Genomic DNA, 16836 nt, shown 5'->3' with positions numbered 1-16836 from the left:
CCTACACGCGGAGCAGCTCCATGCACCGCTCGGGGCTCTCGACGTGAGCGTTGTGCCCCAGCCCCGCCAGCGTGATCACCGGTACGCCGAACCGCCCGAGCTGCTCATCGGTGTTCATCGGATCGTGCTCACCGCGCGCCATGGTGACCGCCGCCGGGCAGCGCGCCACGAGCCCGGCCACGTCAGGCTCTCCCACCCCGAAAGCCTTCCCGTCCAGCGCGAGCCGCCACCGTCCGTCCTGCTCGGACAGTCCAGCGTCCACCGCCGGATCATCGGCGTCGACCAGCCCGGCGAGCCCGGACACCCGCAGATACCGAGCGCCGGCCTCGTCTCGAGACGAGAACCACGTCACCGGTCGCCCGGCGAGCGCCCGCGCCCGGTCCAGCTCCTCGCCGGTCCAGGAAACCTTGATCCCGATCCCGACGACCGCGGCCACAGGCACGCCGGCGCCGGCCAGCTCCAGCGCGACCACTCCGCCGAGCGAGTGCCCCAGCACGACCGTCCGGCCGGACGTCTCGACGAGCGGACGCACCCCGGCGGCCAAGGCAGCGAAGGTGTACTCGGGCAGCGGTGCGGATCCGCCGTGCCCGGGCAGGTCCGGCGCCACCCACCGACCCGGCCACCGGCTCGTCAGCAGGGGCTCCCACCCGGTCCACACGTCGCAGGTAGCGCCCAGCCCGTGAAGCAGGAGCAGCACCGGATCCCCGTCGCCGCCGGTTCGCACCCGGAGATCACCGTCCACAGAGCGATTCTGCCATCCGGAACGGCAGCCGCTTGATCCCATCGGAGATCATGGACATCCCCATCGATGCGAGGTGTGCGACATCCATGCTCGAGTTCGACCGCTACTTCGCGGAGTTCGAAACCGAAACGGCCCGATTGGCGACGCTGGCGCACGACACGGACAGCCGGCGTCCGATCCCCACCTGCCCAGGCTGGACGATGGAGCAGCTGGTGGGGCACGTCGGCCGGGGACACCGGTGGGCGGCCGAGATCATCCGGCTGCGCCTGCTGGAACCGATCCCCATGCAGGAGGTCGTGGTGCCCGGCGACCCGGATGAGCGAAGCGCATGGCTGACCGAGGGCGCGCGGATGCTCGCCGACGCGGTACGCGCCGCAGGGCCGGAGCAGCCGGTGTGGACGTGGCAGAGGGATCGCACCGCGGGCTTCTGGCTCCGGCGGATGTTCCACGACGAGGTCGTGCATCGCTTCGACGCCGAACTGGCCCTGGGCATCGAGGGAAGCCTGGCGGCCGATCTTGCGGTTGACGGCGTGTCCGACGTACTGGACACCGCCGCGATCCTCTCCATGCCGAACATCGGCGTGCCGAGCGGTTTCGCCGGCTTGGCGGGTTCCGGCGAGGCGCTGCAGTTCGTCGCCACGGACCCGGAGCTCGGAGCGAGCGGCGAATGGTCGGTCACTCGCAGCCCCGCCGGCATCACCTGGCAGCACGGCCACCGTCAGGCGGACGTCACGGTACGCGGACCCGCCGTGCACCTGCTGCTCCTGCTCAACCGGCGCCTGTCGGCCGAAACGGCGGACGTCGAGATCACCGGCGACCCGGACCTGTTCGCGCACTGGTGGACGAACAGTAAGTTCTGACCGTGCGCGTCAGCCAGTACGCCTATTTCGCCCTGTCCAGCAGCCACACGTCGGCGGCGGAGATGGCGGCCGTCCTCGGACTCGAACCCGACGAGACCACCGTCCGCGGCAGCCGCATCGCCGAGCCCGGCGCCGTCCCCGCCCTTCACCGTTGGAAGATCGTCTGCCGAGAGCCGGGGCTGCATGTCGACGAGCAGATCGCCCGCATCGTGCATCGACTCGCGCCGCACACCGCGGCGATCGCCGCCCTCGCCGGCCGCTTGGACGACGAGGAGCCCGGGCCGGCCGCGGTTCTGGAAGTCGTGCGCACCTTCGACGACCGTGCCGCGGCCGAAACTCCCGCCACCCTGGGCTGGCATCTCGACCGCGAGATCCTCGACTTCCTGCAGACCACCGGAGCAGTCCTCGACGTCGACGAGTACGACATGACTCCCGGCCCTGACGAGGCCTGAGCCACGGACCGGCCGGACCCACGATCCGCAACACGTTCGCGGTCGACCGACCCGGTAGTTCCCCCGGCACACGGTGGAGTCCCGGCGGGGGCGCGTTGAATCGCACCGCAACCTTGCCTAAGACAGTCGTCATGCCTGTCACGAGCTCCGCCCCGCTCCCCCGCACGTCCGCATCCGGCACGCCGCGGCCCGCGCGCCGCCGAACGCCCGGCGGGCTGCTGGTCGTGGCCGGCGCAGTGCTGTGGGGCACGGTGGGCACCGCGCAGGCGCTCAGCCCGTACGCGGGAAGTCCGCTCGGTCTGGCGACGGCCCGCAGCGGCCTCGCCGGGCTGATCCTGCTGGTGATCGCGGCTGTCACGCACGGCCGGGACCTGCCCCGGTTGCTGCTGCGACCGGGCGTGCACGGCACGGATCACCGGCGGGTGCCGCGGCCCCGGCCGGCCGCACACAAGAATCGTCCGGCGCGCCGGTTCCTGCTGCTCGGCGCGGCCTCGATGGCCGTCTACCAGGCGAGCTTCCTGACGGCGATGCACCTGAGCGGCGTGTCGGCGGGCACCTTGGTCGCGATGGGTTCGGCACCGTTGTTCGCCGGCGTCCTCGGCGTGCTGACCGGCCAGCGGACGAGCACCCGATGGCTGCTCGCCACTACCGTTGCCGTGGCCGGCCTGGCGGTTCTCCTCACCCCCGGGGTGGTGACGACCGCAGGAGCCGTGACGGGTCTGGCCGCGGGGATGTCGTTCGCGTCCTACACGTGGTGCAGCCGCCGGGCGCTGGACGCGGGAGTGCCCGCCGTACCGTTGCTGGCGGTGTTCTTCGTGGGCGCCGCGGTGGCGCTCGCACCCTTCGGCGGCGTGGACGCGGTCGCGTGGTGTCTCTCGCCGGGCGGCGCGACGGTGGTCGTCTACCTGTCGGTGGTGGCGACCGTCACGCCGTACCTGGTGTGGATCCGCGGGATGGCGAGCACGGCACCGGCCGCCGCCACGACGCTGGCGCTGGCCGAACCGCTGACCGCGGCGGTGCTGGCGGTGGCCCGCCTCGGCGAACCCGTCACCGGCCGTCTCGCGGCGGGAGCCGCCCTTCTCGCCGTCGGGCTGCTCCTGACCACCGCGCGGCGTGCTACTCCCCGACGGCCTTGAAGAGGGCTCCGACCTCGGCGTTCGACAGGTGGCGGAACCCGCCGGGCCGCATGTCGCCGAGCCGGATCGGCCCGACCGCCGTGCGGATCAGCCGCGACACCGGGTGCCCCACCTCGTCCATCATCCGCCGCACGATGTGCTTGCGCCCCTCGTGCAGCGTCAGCTCGACCTGCGCGGTCTTGCCCACCGCGTCGACGAGCTTGAACGCGTCGACCTTCGCCGGCCCGTCCTCCAGCTCGATGCCCGCCAGCAGTCGCCGGCCCACGTTGCGGGGCAGCGGGCCGGCCACCTCGGCCAGGTACGTCTTCGAGACCCCGTACGAGGGATGCATCAGCTTGTGCGCGAGCGCCCCGTCGTTGGTGAGCAGCAGCAGGCCTTCGCTGTCCGCGTCCAGGCGGCCCACGTGAAAGATCCGTTGCTCGAAGGTGCCGAGGAAGTCGGCGAGCTCGTTGCGGCCCTTCTCGTCGTCCATGCTGGAGACCACGCCGCGGGGCTTGTTCATCGCCAGGTAGACGAGTTTGGTGTCGGTGACCACCCGCTGTCCGTCGACGTGGATCTCCGCGGTGGCCGGGTCGACCTTGTCGCCCAGCTTGGCCACCCGGCCGTTGACGGTGACGCGGCGGCGGAAGATCAAGTCTTCGCAGGCACGCCGGGATCCGACTCCGGCGGTTGCCAGAACTTTCTGCAGCCGTACGGAACTGTCCGGATCAGCCTGAGGCATCGAGCACTTCTTCCACGTCGTCGGGCAGGAACGGGGCCAGCGGCGGCAACTGGTCCACCGAGTTGAGGCCGAGCTTCTCGAGGAACAACGCCGTGGTCCGATACAGGAACGCCCCGGTCTCGCCCTCGGTGCCGCATTCCTCGATGAGGCCGCGCGTGACAAGGGTACGCATCACACCATCGCAGTTGACACCGCGGATGGCCGAGATGCGCGACCGCGTCACCGGCTGCTTGTAGGCGACCACCGCCAGCGTCTCCAGCGCGGCCTGCGTCAGCCGCACGGACTGCCCGTCGAGCACGAACCGCTCCACGTACGGCGCGTACTCCGGGCGCGTGTAGAGCCGCCACCCGCCCGCGGCCCGCCGCAGGTCGAACCCGTGCCCGGCCGCCGTGTAGCGCGCGGAGATGTCCTCGAGCATCGCCGCGACCCGCTCGGTGGGCTGCTCCACGATCTGCGCGAGCTGCATCTCGGCGACCGGCTCGTCGACGACGAGCAGGATCGCCTCCAGCGCCGCGCGCAACTCACCGTCGTCGAGGGGCTTGAGCTCTACTTCTTCTTCGGTACGGGCGGACGACTCCGCAGACGCAGCACCCCCCGCCCGGCCGCGACGGCCCTGAGCAGGAATGCCTGAGCCGCCGGCCCCGGCCTCACCCTCAGCCGCGGCACCGTCGTTCACGTCCGGCCCCGGCACCTCCTCCACCACGGGCAGATCCGCCTCGGCGTCATCCGTGAGGTCATCGTCCGCGGCGTGGTCGAACACATCCCCGGCGTCGTCGCCGTCCTCGGGCAGCGGCGCGTCCACGAGCGGCGACGAACCGATCTCGTTCTCCGACGCCTCCTCGATGGCGTCGGGCACCGGCAGCTCAGGACCGAGCCCGATGTCGGTCGGGTCGAGCTCATCCTCCCCGGGCAGCTCCTGCGGCGCGTCGACGGTCGCCGGGCCTTCCACCTCGCCGGGAACGGGCGGCAGCTCCGGCGGCACCTCACTGCTCTCGCCGGCCGACTCGCCGCCGTCTCCCGCGCCGACATCCTCGGCGGCATCAGAGTTCCCGGCCGACGCTGAGGCCGACAGCTGCGCGTCGGCCGGGTCGGACAGCTGTGCGTCGGCCGGGCCCCCCACCTCCGCCCTCGCCGCATCGGACGGTTCTGCCTCCTGCGAGCCGGTCACCCCGGCCGCGACGGCGTCGTCGACGGCGCTCCGGGCCTCCGCCTCGTCGAACGCGGCACCGAGGTCGTCGTCACCGTCCGACAGCTCTTCGTCGTCGGCCGGCGCGCGGTGGGCTGCCGCATAGGCCGGGTCCGGCGGACGCGGAGCGCGTTCCCACGGCGGAACCCAGGAGGCCGCCTGCGCGGCGAGGGATTCGGGGCGCTCGTCCGTCATGCCTTGTCCTCTTCCGATGAAGCCTCCGGCCCGGCTTCCGCCTCCGGACCGTCGATGTCCTGCGCGTCGTCATCCCCTGCCGGGTCGCCGTCCTCGGCACCGGGCTCGGTCGCTGCGGTGTCCGGCTCGGGCGGGGATCCCTCGTAGTCGTCGATGTCGAAGTCGCCGCCGCCGTCGTCCCCGCCGATCCACCTGATCGTCAGCTCGTCCAGCGACAACGGCTGCTCGAAGTCGACCAACCCTTCCCTGTACAGCTCCAGCAGCGCCAGGAACCGGGCCACCACCTCGAGGGTGTTCTCGCAGTCGGCGACCAGCAGGCTGAACGTCGTCGATCCGGCCCGCCGCAGCCGCTCACGGATCAGGTTGGCGTGTTCGCGGACGCTGACGCGCACCTGGTGGATGTGCGCGATCGAGACCTGCGGCGGCCCCGGCTTCGGCGTGAACTGCTTGAGCGCCAGCTTGAACAGCCGCTCCGGGCCGACGCCGAGGACCAGTTCGGGCAGCGCTTCGGCGTACCGTGGTTCCAGCGAGACCGCGCGCGGCCAGCGCCGCGCCCCCGTGCCTTCCAGCTCGGCGAGGTGGGCGGCGGCTTCCTTGAAGGCCTTGTACTGCAGGAGACGCGCGAAGAGCAGGTCGCGGGCCTCGAGCAGGGCGAGGTCCTCCTCGTCCTCGACCTCGGCGGCGGGCAGGAGCCGGGCCGCCTTGAGATCGAGCAGGGTGGCCGCGACCAGGAGGAACTCGCTGGCCTCGCCGAGGTCCCAGTCGTCGCCCATCGCGCGGATGTACGCGATGAAGTCGTCCGTCACCTGGTGCAGCGCCACCTCGGTCACGTCGAGCTTGTGCTTGCCGATGAGCTGCAGCAACAGGTCGAACGGCCCGGTGAAGTTGGTGAGCCGCACCGTGAACTTGCCACTGTCGGCCGCGGCCTCGTCGGCCGTCGCAGCCCCGGGCTCGGCAACCCCGGTGGGTGACGCCTCCGCGGCAGCCGTCACCGCCGGCGGGTCGGCGACGGAACCGGTCGACGCCGGACCGGCACCGCCCAGCTCGCCGGGCGCGGAGGGAACGGGCTCTTCAGGCACGTGCTGACCGTAGACCACCGGTCCGACAAGCTGCTCCCGGCTCACTCGTGCAACCCCCACAACCTTCGCGAACAGCCTCTCCTGGGTCAAACGCCACGAACCACAAGGAGTAACTGACAGCGCACGCACAGAGATCAACTTTTCTGTCGTACCCCGTCCCTACGGTCATGACATGCGACCGACCGCCGTCCTCGATGCACCGTCCAACCTGGGCTTGCGACCACCGGCCGAAGGCCTGGTCCCGGGCTGTTGCAAGCTCGCGGGCGCCCTGCGTGACCAGCGCCTGCTCGACCGCCTGGGCGCCCGCGACGCCGGGGTCGTCGTGCCGCCGCGCTACGACGTCCGCGGCTGGAAGCCGGGCGATGGTGTCCTCAACGCCGAGTCCCTGGCCGCCTACACGCGGCGCCTCGCCGACCGGGTGACGACCGTCATAGATCAGCACGAGTTCCTGGTCCTGCTCGGCGGCGACTGTTCGATCCTGTTCGGCCCCGCGCTCGCGCTACGCCGCCGGGGCCGCTACGGGCTCGCCTACCTCGACGGCTCGATCGACTTCCGGCACACCGGCAACAGCGACCACGTCGGCGCCTCGGCCGGCGAGGGTACGGCGATCGTGACCGGCCGCGGTCAGCCGGACATCGCGGACATCGACGGCCTGTCGCCGTACGTGCGGGTGGAGGATCTCGAGGTCCTCGGCGTGCGCGACTACGACGGTGACCTCGCCGAGGTGCGCGCGCTCGGCATGAGCGTCCACACGACCCCGGAGATCCTCGCCGCGGGAGCCGCGGCGATCGGCGCCCGCACCGCGCAGCGTCTGGGCGCCCTCGACGGCTTCTTCGTCCACCTCGACGCCGACGTCCTCGATCCGGAGGTGATGCCGGCCGCCGACGCACCCGACCCGGGGGGCCTGGACTACCCGGATCTCACGGCGCTGCTCCGGCCATTGGTCACGCATCCGTCGTGCGTAGGCCTGCAGCTGACCATCTACGACCCGGACCTGGACCCGGACGGACGCTACGCCGCGTCCCTGGCCGACACGCTGGTGGACGCAGTACGCCCCGGAGAGGAGCACGGGCTATGAGCCGGCCACGCCCTGCACCGACCGCGACAGGATGCAGAACTCGTTGCCCTCCGGATCGGCCAGCACGGTCCACGTCACGTCGGCGGGCTGGCCCACGTCGACCCGGCGGCCGCCCAGCGCCAGGGCTCGCGCGACCTCCTGCTCGGCCGTGGTGCCGTCGGCGCGCAGGTCGAGGTGCAGGCGGTTCTTCACGCTCTTGCGCTCGGGCACCTTGACGACGTCGATCATCGGCCGCGCTCCACCGCCCGGGCCGATGCTGATGATGTCGGCATCCTCGGTCACGATGTGCCAGCCGAGCAGTGCCGCCCAGAACTCCGCGATCGGGCGGGGGTCGAGCGCGTCGATGGTGATGGTGTCGATGCGACAGGTCATGCATCTCGTATACATGGACGAGCTGGCGGAAGAGATCTGGGGGAGGACCCGTGCGTCTGCACGTCGGGTGTGCGCAGTGGAATCTGAAGTCCTGGCAGGGGCGTTTCGTGCCGCACCCCCTTCCGCCCCAGGAACGGCTGCGGGCCTATGCGCGCTGGTGCAACGCGGTCGAGGGCAACACCACCTTCTACGCCACCCCGACGCGCGAGACCGTGGCGACCTGGGCGGCTCAGACCGATCCGGACTTCCGCTTCGTGATCAAGCTGCCGAAGCGCATCACCCACGAACGCCGGCTCGCGGGGAACGACGAGGAGCTGCGAATCTTCCTGGATGCCGTCGAGCCGCTCGGCTCGCGCCTGCATGCGTTGTGGATTCAGCTGCCCGGCTCCTTCTCTCCCGCCGACACACCGTCGCTCGCGGAGTTCCTCGCCCGCGCGCCCCGGTCGCATCGGTACGCAGTCGAGGTGCGTCATCCCGGCTTCTTCGACGACGCCGCGGCCACAGCCCAACTCGAGGAGGTTCTCGGGACCGTGGCAGCCGAGTGGGTGCCGTTCGACACGACCGCGCTGTTCCGCAGCCCGCCCACCAGCGACATGGAGCGCGACGCCTGGACGAGGAAGCCGCGCATGCCTCTGCGGACTCTCGCGCTGACCGATCGGCCGATCGTGCGCTACATCGGCCGGGACGCCACCGAGCAGACCGTGGAGGGCTGGCGGCACTGGGTCGACGCGGTCACCGAGTGGCTGCGGGAGGGCCGCTCACCCACGGTGTTCATCCACACTCCCGACAATGCCGAGGCACCCGAGCTGGCCCGCCGTTTCCACGACGCGGTCCGTGCCCGGCTGCCCGAGCTGGAGCCGCTTCCCCAGCCGGCGCCGGTCGGTCCCGAGACCCTGTTCTGAGCATGCCCGACGCGATCTTCGCCGATCCCCGGCTCGCCGCGGTCTACGACGCTCTCGACGGGCCTCGTGACGACCTGCCCGCATACCTGAGCATCGCCGATGAGCTCGGTGCGCGGCGGGTGGTGGACATCGGGTGCGGGACCGGTTCTCTGGCGCTGGTGCTCGCGGGCTCGGGGCGTACCGTCGTCGGGGTGGACCCGGCGGCCGCGTCGCTGGCGGTGGCCCGGTCGAAGGACGGCGCCGCGGCGGTCGAGTGGCATCTCGGCGGCGCCGCGAAGACTCCGCAGTGCCGCGCCGATGTCGCCATGATGATCGGCAACATCGCGCAGGTGTTCCTCACCGACCGCGACTGGGACGAGGCGCTGCGCGGCGTTCGGGGCGCGCTGCGCAGCCGCGGGCATGTCGTCTTCGAGACCCGGCGGCCCTCGTTCCGGGCCTGGGAGGAGTGGGCCGCCGACACGGGTACGGTCACCCGCGACGTCCCCGGCGCGGGGCTGGTCGAGCAGCGGTTCACGCTCACCGCGGTCGACCTGCCGCTGGTCTCCTTCCGGTTCACCTACCGGTTCCTCAGCGACGGCGCGGTGCTCGTCTCCGATTCGACGCTGCGGTTCCGCGAGCGTGAAGAGGTCGAGGCGAGCCTGGCCGCCGCGGGTTTCCGGGTCCTCCAGGTGCGGGAGGCGCCGGACCGGCCCGGGCGTGAGGACGTGTTCATCGCCCAGCGCGCCGCCTGACCGAGATCGTGAACGTCTGCTGTCCGTGGTGCACGGTCGCTGCCAGGGCCGCCGCGAGCAGCGGGAGTCCGGCGACGACCAGGATGTCCGCCACCACGAGCCCGACGGTCACGTCCGGCTCGTAGCGCATGCCCACCACGAACTCATACAGCTCCTGCGCCAGGGGAACGGCCGCGAGCGGGACGAGCAGCACGACGAGGCGGCCCCGCACACCGGTCCCGGTGCACCAGAGACCTGCGGCCACGAGGGCGGCCGCGGTCACGAGCACCATGTCGCGGACGGTGACCAGGCCGAGGATCTGCACGACGCCGGCCCTGCCGACCAGTGCGCGCACGGGTGAGCTGAGCATGATCACCCAGCCCCAGAGCGCCACCGCGGCGGGCGCCAGGGTCAGCCAGGTGCCCCGGATGCCCAGGACCCGGGCCGCCGGCCGGCCACGCCGGGCCAGCACCAGCATCGTCACGACCAGAGCGGCCAGCATCGGCGCCCACGACATGCGGATCGGGCGCAGCGGCTCGCCCGGCATTCCCGCCACGATCGCCCCGGCCTCGACGAGGAGGCCGCCGACGCCCAGGACCACCGCCGAGCGGCGCAGTCCCGTGGCGACGGCGAAAAACACCAGCAGCCAGACCGCCGTCCGCGCCACGAGGTCGCCGGCGGGCAGATCAGGGTCCTGCGAGAGCACCAGGGCGTCGAGGAGCCGGCGGCCGGCGGACGCCGCGAGCAGAGCGGCACCGACCAGGGCGGCCACCGCGGCCGCGTCACGCCAGCCTGAGGAACGCAGCGCGAACCAGCTGCGGCCCGCCCGGGCGCGCATGCCGGAGCACAGCAGGTCCGCGGCCTCACCGAGGTCGGGACAGCGCTGGCCGGGCCGCGCACCGGCGAGGAGCACACCGAGCATCTCCTCGGCGTAGACGCGCCGGTGATCCGCCGGGTACGCCCCGAGCAGCCGGCGGTAACGGGTCTCCAACGACGTCATGCGGGAGCGCCTCCGAAGTGGCGGCGGGCGCTCAGCCGGCTCTCGGCGAGCGTGGCCTGCTGACGCAAGCGACTGGTCTCGGCGGCGAGCCGCTGTTCGCCGAGGCCGCTCAGCCGGTAGTACCGACGCAACCGCGACTGCACGACCTCCTCGCGGTCGACCTCGATGAGCCCTTCGTTGCGCAACCGGTCGAGGGCCGCGTAGAGGGTGCCGGCGCGCAGCCGGACCCGGCCGTCGGTCATCCGCGCGACGTCCTCGATCACGGCGTAGCCGTGCTGCGGCGTCTCGGCGAGCGCGGTGAGCACCAGGAACGTCGGCTCACGCAGGGGTCCCTCGGTCATGAGGCGGAGCATATACCGATGGCAGGTATATGCTCCAGGGAGTGCATCTCGAGGTCCGCTTCGTCGAGGTACGCAAGAACACCGACCGGGGTCCGGCGCATGACACCGTCGGACCACGGGCAGCTGGGCGGGGCCGGCGGCGACGCGCAGGCCGGGCAGGCGGCGGGCGGAGCCGGCCAGGCGGCGGGCGATGCGCGGTCGCTCCCGGACCTCTGATGGGCGGCTGTCAGCCCCACAGGCGCAGGAAGAGCACCCCGAGCACGTCGAGGATGATCAGCAGCAGCGGTCGCTCCAGCGGGAAGAAGCAGCAGAGCAACAGGATCAGGACGCCTATGTTCTTGTCCTCGAACCACAGCCGCATCCACTGCATCCCCGGGCCCGGCTGTTTCTGCGCCGACCACAGGGCGCCGAAGCCGTCGAGCGGCGGGATGGGGATGAGCGCCAGCAGGCCGAAGGTCAGCAGGGTGGTGCCGAAGCAGAGCAGCACCTGCTCGACCAGTGGCAGCGGGAGGCCGCGCAGCAGCATGGACGGGTAGACCCAGCTCAGGAGGTCGTCGGGCCTGCTCAGGGCGTACCCGGCGAAGAAGAGCTGGGCCACGACGATGCAGAGCAGCGGACCGGAGAGGAAGACCATCGCGGCGCGGCCCCGGCCGCGCCAGCGGGAGACCTCGTCGACGCTGACGACCTTGCCCCAGCCCATGCCGCCGACCGCGGCGGCGACCGCGCCGAACGGGTCGATGTCCTCGCGGGGGCGCGGGCTGAGCGGTTCCCGGCGGTCGACCAGGCCCAGGGTACGGGCGGTGAGCCGGATCGCGACGGCGCGCAGCAGGAGCGCGAGCAGGAAGGCGACGACCAGCGCGACGAACGCGACCGGCTCGCCGAGGGCGAAGAGCAAGCTAGCCTCGTTCCGCCTTCGCGGCGATGACCTCGCGGGCGAGCTGCCGGTAGTTGCGGGCGCCCGAGGAGGCCGGGTCCAGGGTGGTGATCGGCGCGCCGGCCACCGTGGACTCCGGGAACTTCACCGTCTTGGTGATGACCGTCTGGTAGACCTTGTCGCCGAACGCCTCCACGACGCGCTGCAGCACCTGGCGGCAGTGGGTGGTGCGGCTGTCGTACATGGTCGCGAGGATGCCTTCGAGCTCGAGGTCGAAGTTGAGGCGCTCGCGGACCTTGTCGATGGTGTCGAGCAGCAGCGCCACGCCGCGGAGGCTGAAGAACTCGCACTCCAGCGGGATGAGCACGCCGTGGGCGATGGTCAGCGCGTTGATCGCGAGCAGGCCCAGCGACGGCTGGCAGTCGATGAGGATGAAGTCGTATTCCTTGCGCACGCTGCGCAGCACCCGGGCGAGCGCCATCTCGCGGGCGACCTCGTTGACCAGCTGGATCTCGGCCGCGGACAGGTCGATGTTGGCGGGCAGCAGGTGCAGGCCGGCCACGTCCGACTTGATGATCACGTCCTCGGCGGTGACGTCGTCCTGCATGAGCAGGTTGTAGACGCTGAGGTCGAGGTTGTGCGGGTTGACGCCCAGGCCGACCGAGCAGGCGCCCTGGGGGTCGAAGTCGACGAGCAGGACCTTGCGGCCGTACTCGGCGAGCGCCGCGCCCAGGTTGATCGTCGTCGTGGTCTTGCCGACGCCGCCCTTCTGGTTGGCGAGGGCGATGATCCGCGCAGGGCCGTGCCGGTCGGTCGGCATCGGCTCGGGGATCGGGCGGCGCATCGTGTATGCCGTGGGGTCGGCCGGACCGAGGTCGGCGCCCAGGTCGAGGGAGCTCTGCTGCTCACGCAGCGCCGAGGTCCAAGCCTCCGCACGCTCGTCGTTTCCCGCCATGTCCCGCTCGCCCCCTCTCGCCCGCTGCCCGACTGTACGCCACGCAAGCCGTCGATCCGGGGTCACCCGTTCGGCGTGTCGTCCACTGGTGCGCAACGCCTAACGAGCGCGGGGGTGTGCGGTCGCGTAGACCTCGCGCAACCGGTCCACTGTCACCAGCGTGTACACCTGCGTGGTGGTCACCGAGGCGTGTCCGAGCAGCTCCTGGACGACGCGTACGTCCGCGCCGCCGTCGAGCAGGTGGGTCGCGTACGAGTGCCGCAGCGTGTGCGGTGACACGGCGTGCGGCCCGTCGACCGGCAGCCCCGCCGCGCCGGCCGCCCGGTGCAGGATCGTCCAGGCGCTCTGCCGCGACAGCGCTCCCCCGCGCGCGTTGAGGAACACCTTCGGCGTGCCCTTGCCGGCGGCTGCCAGTCCCGGGCGCGCCCGGACGAGGTACGCGTCCAGCGCGGCACCGGCGTACGAGCCGAGCGGCACCAACCGGGTCCGCCCGCCCTTGCCGTGCAGGGTCACGACGGTGTCGTCGAGGTCGTCGACGTCCAGCCCTACCGCCTCGGAGATCCGGGCGCCGGTGCCGTAGAGGAACTCCAGCAGGGCGCGGTCGCGCAGGGCGAGCGGCTCGTCGCCGCTGACCGTGTCCAGCAGCCGGGTCACCTGGTCGACGTCGAGGGCCTTGGGCAGGCGCTTGGGCGGCGCCGGCGGCTTGACGTCGCGGCTGACGTCCTGCGGGGCGAGGCCCTCTCGCGCGGCGAAGCGGTGCAGGCCCCGCACGGCACTGACGGCCCGCGCGGCCGACGCCGCCGACAGGGCCGCCTCCCGCAGCTCGCCCAGGTGGCGGGTCACATCCGCCGGGGTGACCGCGGCGAGATCGGTGATCCCGGCCGCGGTCAGCGACTCCAGATAGCGCTCCAGGTCCCGCCGGTACGACTCCAGGGTGTTGCGCGACAGGCCGCGCTCGACCGTCAGGTGGTCGAGGTACGTCTGCACGGCCTGTCGCAGCACCTTCATCGGTCTTTTCTTCGGTTTTCCGCCGCGGGCAGGCTCAGCTGAGCGCCTCGGCGAGGGTGAGCGCCTGCATGCCGTGGGCCTCGGCGACCGGGCCGTACGTGACGTGCCCGGCGTGCGTGTTCAGGCCCAGGGCCAGCGCCGGGTCCGCCCGGATCGCGTCGCGCCAGCCGCGGTTGGCCAGCTCGAGCGCGTACGGGAGGGTGACGTTGGTCAGCGCGTACGTGCTCGTGTGCGGCACCGCGCCCGGCATGTTGGCCACGCAGTAGAACATCGACTCGTGGACCTTGTAGACCGGGTCGGCGTGCGTGGTGGGCCGCGAGTCCTCGAAGCAGCCGCCCTGGTCGATGGCGATGTCGACGAGCACGCTGCCCGGCTTCATCCGCGAGACCAGCTCGTTGGAGATCAGGTTCGGCGCCTTCGCGCCGGGCACCAGGACCGCGCCGATCACCAGGTCGGCGTCGATGACGGCCTTCTCGATCTCGTACGCGTTCGACGCGATCGTCTGCAGGTGCCCCCGGTAGTCGGCGTCGGCCGCCCGCAGCCGGGCGATGTTCTTGTCCAGCACCAGCACTTCGGCCTGCATGCCCAGTGCGATCGCCGCGGCGTTCATGCCGGACACGCCGGCGCCGATGACGACGACCTTCGCCTGGTAGACGCCGGGGACGCCGCCCATGAGCACGCCGCGCCCGCCGCCGGAGCGCATCAGGTGGTAGGAGCCGACCTGCGGCGCGAGCCGGCCCGCCACCTCCGACATCGGGGCGAGCAGCGGCAGCGACCGGTCCGGCAGCTCGACCGTCTCGTACGCGATGGCGGTGACCTTGCGGTCGATGAGCGCGTCGGTGCACTCCTTGGAGGCGGCCAGGTGCAGGTAGGTGAAGAGCACCTGCCCCTCGCGCATCCGGGCGTACTCCTCGGCGATCGGCTCCTTGACCTTGAGCACCAGGTCGGCCGTGCCCCACACGTCGTCGGGGGTGTCGAGGATCGTGGCGCCCGCGGCGACGTAGTCCGCGTCGGTGATCGAGGAGCCGGCACCGGCGCCGGCCTGCACGTAGACCTGGTGGCCCGCGCGGCTGAACTCGAAGACACCCGCCGGGGTGATCGCCACCCGGAACTCGTTGTTCTTGACTTCGCTCGGAATGCCGACCTTCACGAGTCGACACCGTCCTTTCCGGGAGAGACGTCGATGGCTCATACCCGAGACGGGCTGCTTCGCAGATTACCGTCCCACCAAGTGGAAGATACTGCCGATCCGCCGCCCGAAGATCAAGAAGCGGGGACGGATGGCCGTCTCTGCCCTGTCAGCCGGTCACGATTCCCCGGATGACGTCCATCGCCCGCAGCCGGTCGGCACCCTGGCCGAGCAGGCCGTCGGGCACGATGAGCTCGTCGAGGCCGATCCGCCTGTACGCCTCCACGGCCTCCGTCAACTTCCCGACCGAACCGCCGAGGACGGGCATCGGGTGGCGGTCGGGCAGCGGGCCGTCGACCACGAACAGCGCCTGCGCGGTGCGGGCGATCTCCTTGGGCTCGCGGCCGCGCTCGGCGCAGTGCCGGTCGAGAACCGCCGACTTGTGGGCGATGAGCTCGGGCGTGCCCCAGGCGTTCCACATGTCCGCGTACTCGGCGACGATGCCGAGCATGCGCTTCTCGCCGCTGCCGCCGATGAGGATGGGCAGCGGGTCCTGCACCGGCTTGGGCTCGCAGTACGCCTCGGTGAGCCGGTAGTACTCGCCGTCCAGGCTGGTCGTCGGCTCGCGCAGCAGGCCGCGCAGCACCTGCAGCGCCTCGGTGAAGCGGTCCAGCCGGGCCTTCACCGGGGGCAGCTCGATGCCGTACTGCTCGTGCTCGTTGACCTGCCAGCCGGCCCCGACGCCGAGCGTGAACCTGCCGCCGGTGACGTGGTCGACGGTGGCGGCCATGTTCGCCAGCACGGCGGGGTGACGGTAGGTGATGCCGTAGACCAGGGTGCCGATCCGCACCCGGGGCACGGCCGCGCCGAGGGCCGCGACGAGCGAGCCGCACTCCAGCGTGGGTGCGTCCGGCGCGCGGCCCGTGCCGGCGTTGGGCATGAAGTGGTCGGCGATGTAGACGCCGTCCCAGCCGCTGTCCGCGGCGTGCCGCGCCGCCTCGAGGATGCCGCCGTAGGGTTGGCCCGCGTGGGGCCAGATCGACAAGCGCATACGGCCACCCTGCCACCCGCTGCCGGGCCCCGCCTCACATGGTGTCCAACGCAACCCAGAACGCCGCGAGCGACGCCAGGGCCACCACCCCGTACGCCGCCACGCCGCCCAGCGCCGCCGCGCGCACGGACCACAGGCGCCGCGCCACCACGTACGCCAGAAGCGCCGCGACGTAGGCGGCGACGGCGAGGTAGACGACGAGGAACCAGCTGAGTCCCACCACCGCACCGACGGCGGCGGAGACGGCCGCCGCCGTGCCGCGACCGAGATCGCGGCGCACGACGGCGAACGTCACGAGCGCGGTGGCGAGGACGAGGACGGCATCGATCGCGATGAGAAGATCCATGCCGGGCATCGTGGCAGCCGCCGGGGCCGGATCCCGGCGGCCCGGCCGCATCCGCCCGGAACCTTCACACGATCTCCACGCCTCGTCAGGCGAGGGGCGGGGTGTCGGCCGGGCGCAGTGTGGCCCAGCCGTCGTCGCGTGCGCGGGCCGCGCTGAGCAGCCCGCCCACCGCCGCGGCGTTGGTGATCTCGCCGCGCAGCACCATCGCCACCGCCTCGTCGAGGTCCACCCAGTGGATCTCGATGTCGGCCTCCTCGTCCTTGCGGGCGTGGCGCTCGTCCTCCGGCACGGGCGTCAGCTCGCGGGCGAGGAAGATCCTGATCGTCTCGGCGCTGAAGCCCGGTGAGGTGTGCAGGTCGACGAGCAGGTCGAAGCGGCGGGCCATGATGTCCGCCTCCTCGGCCAGCTCGCGCCCGGCGGTGACCGCCAGGTCCTCGCCGTCGACGTCGCGCAGGCCCGCCGGCAGCTCCCACAGCTTCTTGCCGACGGCGTGCCGGTACTGCTTGATCAGCGCGACCCGGCCGACGTCGTCCAGGGCGACCACGCCGACGGCGTTCTTGTTGACCACCACGTCGCGGACGGCGGTGCCGCCGCCGGACATGGTGACCTCGTCGCTGAAGACGGTGAAGATCGGCCCTGAGTACCTTTCGGTACGCGACTTCGTCTCGTGCTGGAAGGCGGTCACGACACTCTCACCAT

At 71.9% G+C, this 16836-nt stretch carries 20 protein-coding genes; 6 read left to right on the top strand and 14 right to left on the bottom strand.

Going from position 1 to position 16836, the window contains the following annotated elements:
* Position 1: 1 nt before the first annotated feature.
* A complete protein-coding gene (locus AB0J80_RS34270; RefSeq protein WP_364713474.1) occupies positions 2 to 742 on the bottom strand; it encodes an alpha/beta hydrolase in 741 nt (246 codons plus the stop codon).
* An 86-nt stretch (positions 743 to 828) separates the two neighbouring features.
* Between AB0J80_RS34270 and AB0J80_RS34265 the strand changes: the two genes are divergently transcribed.
* The 3 genes from AB0J80_RS34265 to AB0J80_RS34255 all read left to right on the top strand — a co-directional run bounded on the left by AB0J80_RS34265 (position 829) and on the right by AB0J80_RS34255 (position 3190).
* The gene (locus AB0J80_RS34265; protein WP_364713472.1) at positions 829 to 1602 is read left to right on the top strand and encodes a maleylpyruvate isomerase family mycothiol-dependent enzyme; all 774 of its coding nucleotides are present in this window, start codon (positions 829 to 831) and stop codon (positions 1600 to 1602) included.
* Positions 1603 to 1604: 2 nt separating this feature from the next.
* The gene (locus AB0J80_RS34260; protein ID WP_364713470.1) at positions 1605 to 2054 is read left to right on the top strand and encodes a DUF4279 domain-containing protein; all 450 of its coding nucleotides are present in this window, start codon (positions 1605 to 1607) and stop codon (positions 2052 to 2054) included.
* 131 nt (positions 2055 to 2185) lie between these two features.
* The gene (locus tag AB0J80_RS34255) at positions 2186 to 3190 is read left to right on the top strand and encodes an EamA family transporter (RefSeq protein WP_364713468.1); all 1005 of its coding nucleotides are present in this window, start codon (positions 2186 to 2188) and stop codon (positions 3188 to 3190) included.
* On the opposite strand, the gene AB0J80_RS34250 is transcribed toward AB0J80_RS34255, so the two are convergent.
* The 3 genes from AB0J80_RS34250 to AB0J80_RS34240 form a co-directional block, all read right to left on the bottom strand.
* Positions 3171 to 3911, bottom strand: a complete 741-nt coding sequence (locus AB0J80_RS34250; RefSeq protein WP_364713466.1) for a pseudouridine synthase — start codon at positions 3909 to 3911, stop codon at positions 3171 to 3173. The genes AB0J80_RS34255 and AB0J80_RS34250 overlap by 20 nt on opposite strands.
* Positions 3898 to 4893 (bottom strand): SMC-Scp complex subunit ScpB, encoded by a 996-nt coding sequence (gene scpB, locus AB0J80_RS34245; protein WP_364713529.1) that lies wholly within the window; start codon positions 4891 to 4893, stop codon positions 3898 to 3900. The genes AB0J80_RS34250 and scpB overlap by 14 nt, the downstream gene beginning before the upstream one ends.
* A 395-nt stretch (positions 4894 to 5288) precedes the next feature.
* Complete coding sequence (locus AB0J80_RS34240; RefSeq protein WP_364713527.1) at positions 5289 to 6284, bottom strand: segregation/condensation protein A; 996 nt, start codon at positions 6282 to 6284, stop codon at positions 5289 to 5291.
* Between the two features lie 259 nt (positions 6285 to 6543).
* Between AB0J80_RS34240 and AB0J80_RS34235 the strand changes: the two genes are divergently transcribed.
* Entirely contained in the window at positions 6544 to 7449 is a 906-nt protein-coding gene (locus tag AB0J80_RS34235) for an arginase family protein (protein ID WP_364713464.1), read from the top strand.
* Here the strand turns inward: AB0J80_RS34235 and AB0J80_RS34230 are convergent.
* Positions 7444 to 7821 carry a VOC family protein gene (locus tag AB0J80_RS34230; protein ID WP_364713462.1) on the bottom strand — a complete coding sequence of 126 codons (378 nt, stop codon included), beginning with the start codon at positions 7819 to 7821 and terminating at the stop codon, positions 7444 to 7446. The genes AB0J80_RS34235 and AB0J80_RS34230 overlap by 6 nt on opposite strands.
* Before the next feature lie 50 nt (positions 7822 to 7871).
* On the opposite strand from AB0J80_RS34230, the gene AB0J80_RS34225 reads away from it, so the two are divergent.
* The gene (locus AB0J80_RS34225) at positions 7872 to 8723 is read left to right on the top strand and encodes a DUF72 domain-containing protein (RefSeq protein ID WP_364713460.1); all 852 of its coding nucleotides are present in this window, start codon (positions 7872 to 7874) and stop codon (positions 8721 to 8723) included.
* 2 nt (positions 8724 to 8725) lie between these two features.
* Positions 8726 to 9454 carry a class I SAM-dependent methyltransferase gene (locus AB0J80_RS34220; protein ID WP_364713458.1) on the top strand — a complete coding sequence of 243 codons (729 nt, stop codon included), beginning with the start codon at positions 8726 to 8728 and terminating at the stop codon, positions 9452 to 9454.
* On the opposite strand, the gene AB0J80_RS34215 is transcribed toward AB0J80_RS34220, so the two are convergent.
* The 9 genes from AB0J80_RS34215 to AB0J80_RS34175 form a co-directional block, all read right to left on the bottom strand.
* Complete coding sequence (locus tag AB0J80_RS34215) at positions 9432 to 10433, bottom strand: hypothetical protein (protein WP_364713456.1); 1002 nt, start codon at positions 10431 to 10433, stop codon at positions 9432 to 9434. The two genes, AB0J80_RS34220 and AB0J80_RS34215, sit on opposite strands and share 23 nt — an antisense overlap.
* Positions 10430 to 10774: a PadR family transcriptional regulator gene (locus AB0J80_RS34210; RefSeq protein ID WP_364713454.1), complete on the bottom strand. Its 345-nt coding sequence runs from the start codon at positions 10772 to 10774 to the stop codon at positions 10430 to 10432. The genes AB0J80_RS34215 and AB0J80_RS34210 overlap by 4 nt, the downstream gene beginning before the upstream one ends.
* Before the next feature lie 226 nt (positions 10775 to 11000).
* Positions 11001 to 11669 (bottom strand): hypothetical protein, encoded by a 669-nt coding sequence (locus AB0J80_RS34205; RefSeq protein WP_364713452.1) that lies wholly within the window; start codon positions 11667 to 11669, stop codon positions 11001 to 11003.
* Position 11670: 1 nt separating this feature from the next.
* Complete coding sequence (locus AB0J80_RS34200; RefSeq protein ID WP_071806245.1) at positions 11671 to 12603, bottom strand: AAA family ATPase; 933 nt, start codon at positions 12601 to 12603, stop codon at positions 11671 to 11673.
* Positions 12604 to 12702: 99 nt separating this feature from the next.
* The gene (gene xerD, locus AB0J80_RS34195) at positions 12703 to 13611 is read right to left on the bottom strand and encodes a site-specific tyrosine recombinase XerD (RefSeq protein WP_364713450.1); all 909 of its coding nucleotides are present in this window, start codon (positions 13609 to 13611) and stop codon (positions 12703 to 12705) included.
* A gap of 34 nt (positions 13612 to 13645) precedes the next feature.
* Complete coding sequence (ald, locus tag AB0J80_RS34190) at positions 13646 to 14761, bottom strand: alanine dehydrogenase (RefSeq protein WP_364713448.1); 1116 nt, start codon at positions 14759 to 14761, stop codon at positions 13646 to 13648.
* A 148-nt stretch (positions 14762 to 14909) separates the two neighbouring features.
* Positions 14910 to 15791: an LLM class flavin-dependent oxidoreductase gene (locus AB0J80_RS34185; protein ID WP_364713446.1), complete on the bottom strand. Its 882-nt coding sequence runs from the start codon at positions 15789 to 15791 to the stop codon at positions 14910 to 14912.
* 34 nt (positions 15792 to 15825) lie between these two features.
* Entirely contained in the window at positions 15826 to 16137 is a 312-nt protein-coding gene (locus AB0J80_RS34180) for a hypothetical protein (RefSeq protein WP_364713444.1), read from the bottom strand.
* A gap of 85 nt (positions 16138 to 16222) precedes the next feature.
* Positions 16223 to 16822: an NUDIX hydrolase gene (locus tag AB0J80_RS34175; protein ID WP_364713442.1), complete on the bottom strand. Its 600-nt coding sequence runs from the start codon at positions 16820 to 16822 to the stop codon at positions 16223 to 16225.
* Between the last annotated feature and the right edge of the window lie 14 nt (positions 16823 to 16836).

Source organism: Actinoplanes sp. NPDC049548 (genome assembly GCF_040676695.1).
Lineage (GTDB): Bacteria > Actinomycetota > Actinomycetes > Mycobacteriales > Micromonosporaceae > Actinoplanes.
Note: the sequence above shows the minus strand (reverse complement) of the source record. Positions and strands in the feature narration are given on the sequence as shown.

Excerpts from the sequence above, each read along its gene's own strand:
- AB0J80_RS34215 (WP_364713456.1), bottom strand. The coding sequence starts at position 10,433 with ATGACGTCGTTGGAGACCCGTTACCGCCGGCTGCTCGGGGCGTACCCG.
- AB0J80_RS34265 (WP_364713472.1), top strand. The coding sequence starts at position 829 with ATGCTCGAGTTCGACCGCTACTTCGCGGAGTTCGAAACCGAAACGGCC.
- AB0J80_RS34210 (WP_364713454.1), bottom strand. The coding sequence starts at position 10,774 with ATGACCGAGGGACCCCTGCGTGAGCCGACGTTCCTGGTGCTCACCGCG.
- xerD (WP_364713450.1), bottom strand. The coding sequence starts at position 13,611 with ATGAAGGTGCTGCGACAGGCCGTGCAGACGTACCTCGACCACCTGACG.
- AB0J80_RS34235 (WP_364713464.1), top strand. The coding sequence starts at position 6,544 with ATGCGACCGACCGCCGTCCTCGATGCACCGTCCAACCTGGGCTTGCGA.
- AB0J80_RS34250 (WP_364713466.1), bottom strand. The coding sequence starts at position 3,911 with ATGCCTCAGGCTGATCCGGACAGTTCCGTACGGCTGCAGAAAGTTCTG.
- AB0J80_RS34230 (WP_364713462.1), bottom strand. The coding sequence starts at position 7,821 with ATGACCTGTCGCATCGACACCATCACCATCGACGCGCTCGACCCCCGC.
- AB0J80_RS34220 (WP_364713458.1), top strand. The coding sequence starts at position 8,726 with ATGCCCGACGCGATCTTCGCCGATCCCCGGCTCGCCGCGGTCTACGAC.
- AB0J80_RS34255 (WP_364713468.1), top strand. The coding sequence starts at position 2,186 with ATGCCTGTCACGAGCTCCGCCCCGCTCCCCCGCACGTCCGCATCCGGC.
- AB0J80_RS34180 (WP_364713444.1), bottom strand. The coding sequence starts at position 16,137 with ATGGATCTTCTCATCGCGATCGATGCCGTCCTCGTCCTCGCCACCGCG.
- AB0J80_RS34200 (WP_071806245.1), bottom strand. The coding sequence starts at position 12,603 with ATGGCGGGAAACGACGAGCGTGCGGAGGCTTGGACCTCGGCGCTGCGT.
- AB0J80_RS34185 (WP_364713446.1), bottom strand. The coding sequence starts at position 15,791 with ATGCGCTTGTCGATCTGGCCCCACGCGGGCCAACCCTACGGCGGCATC.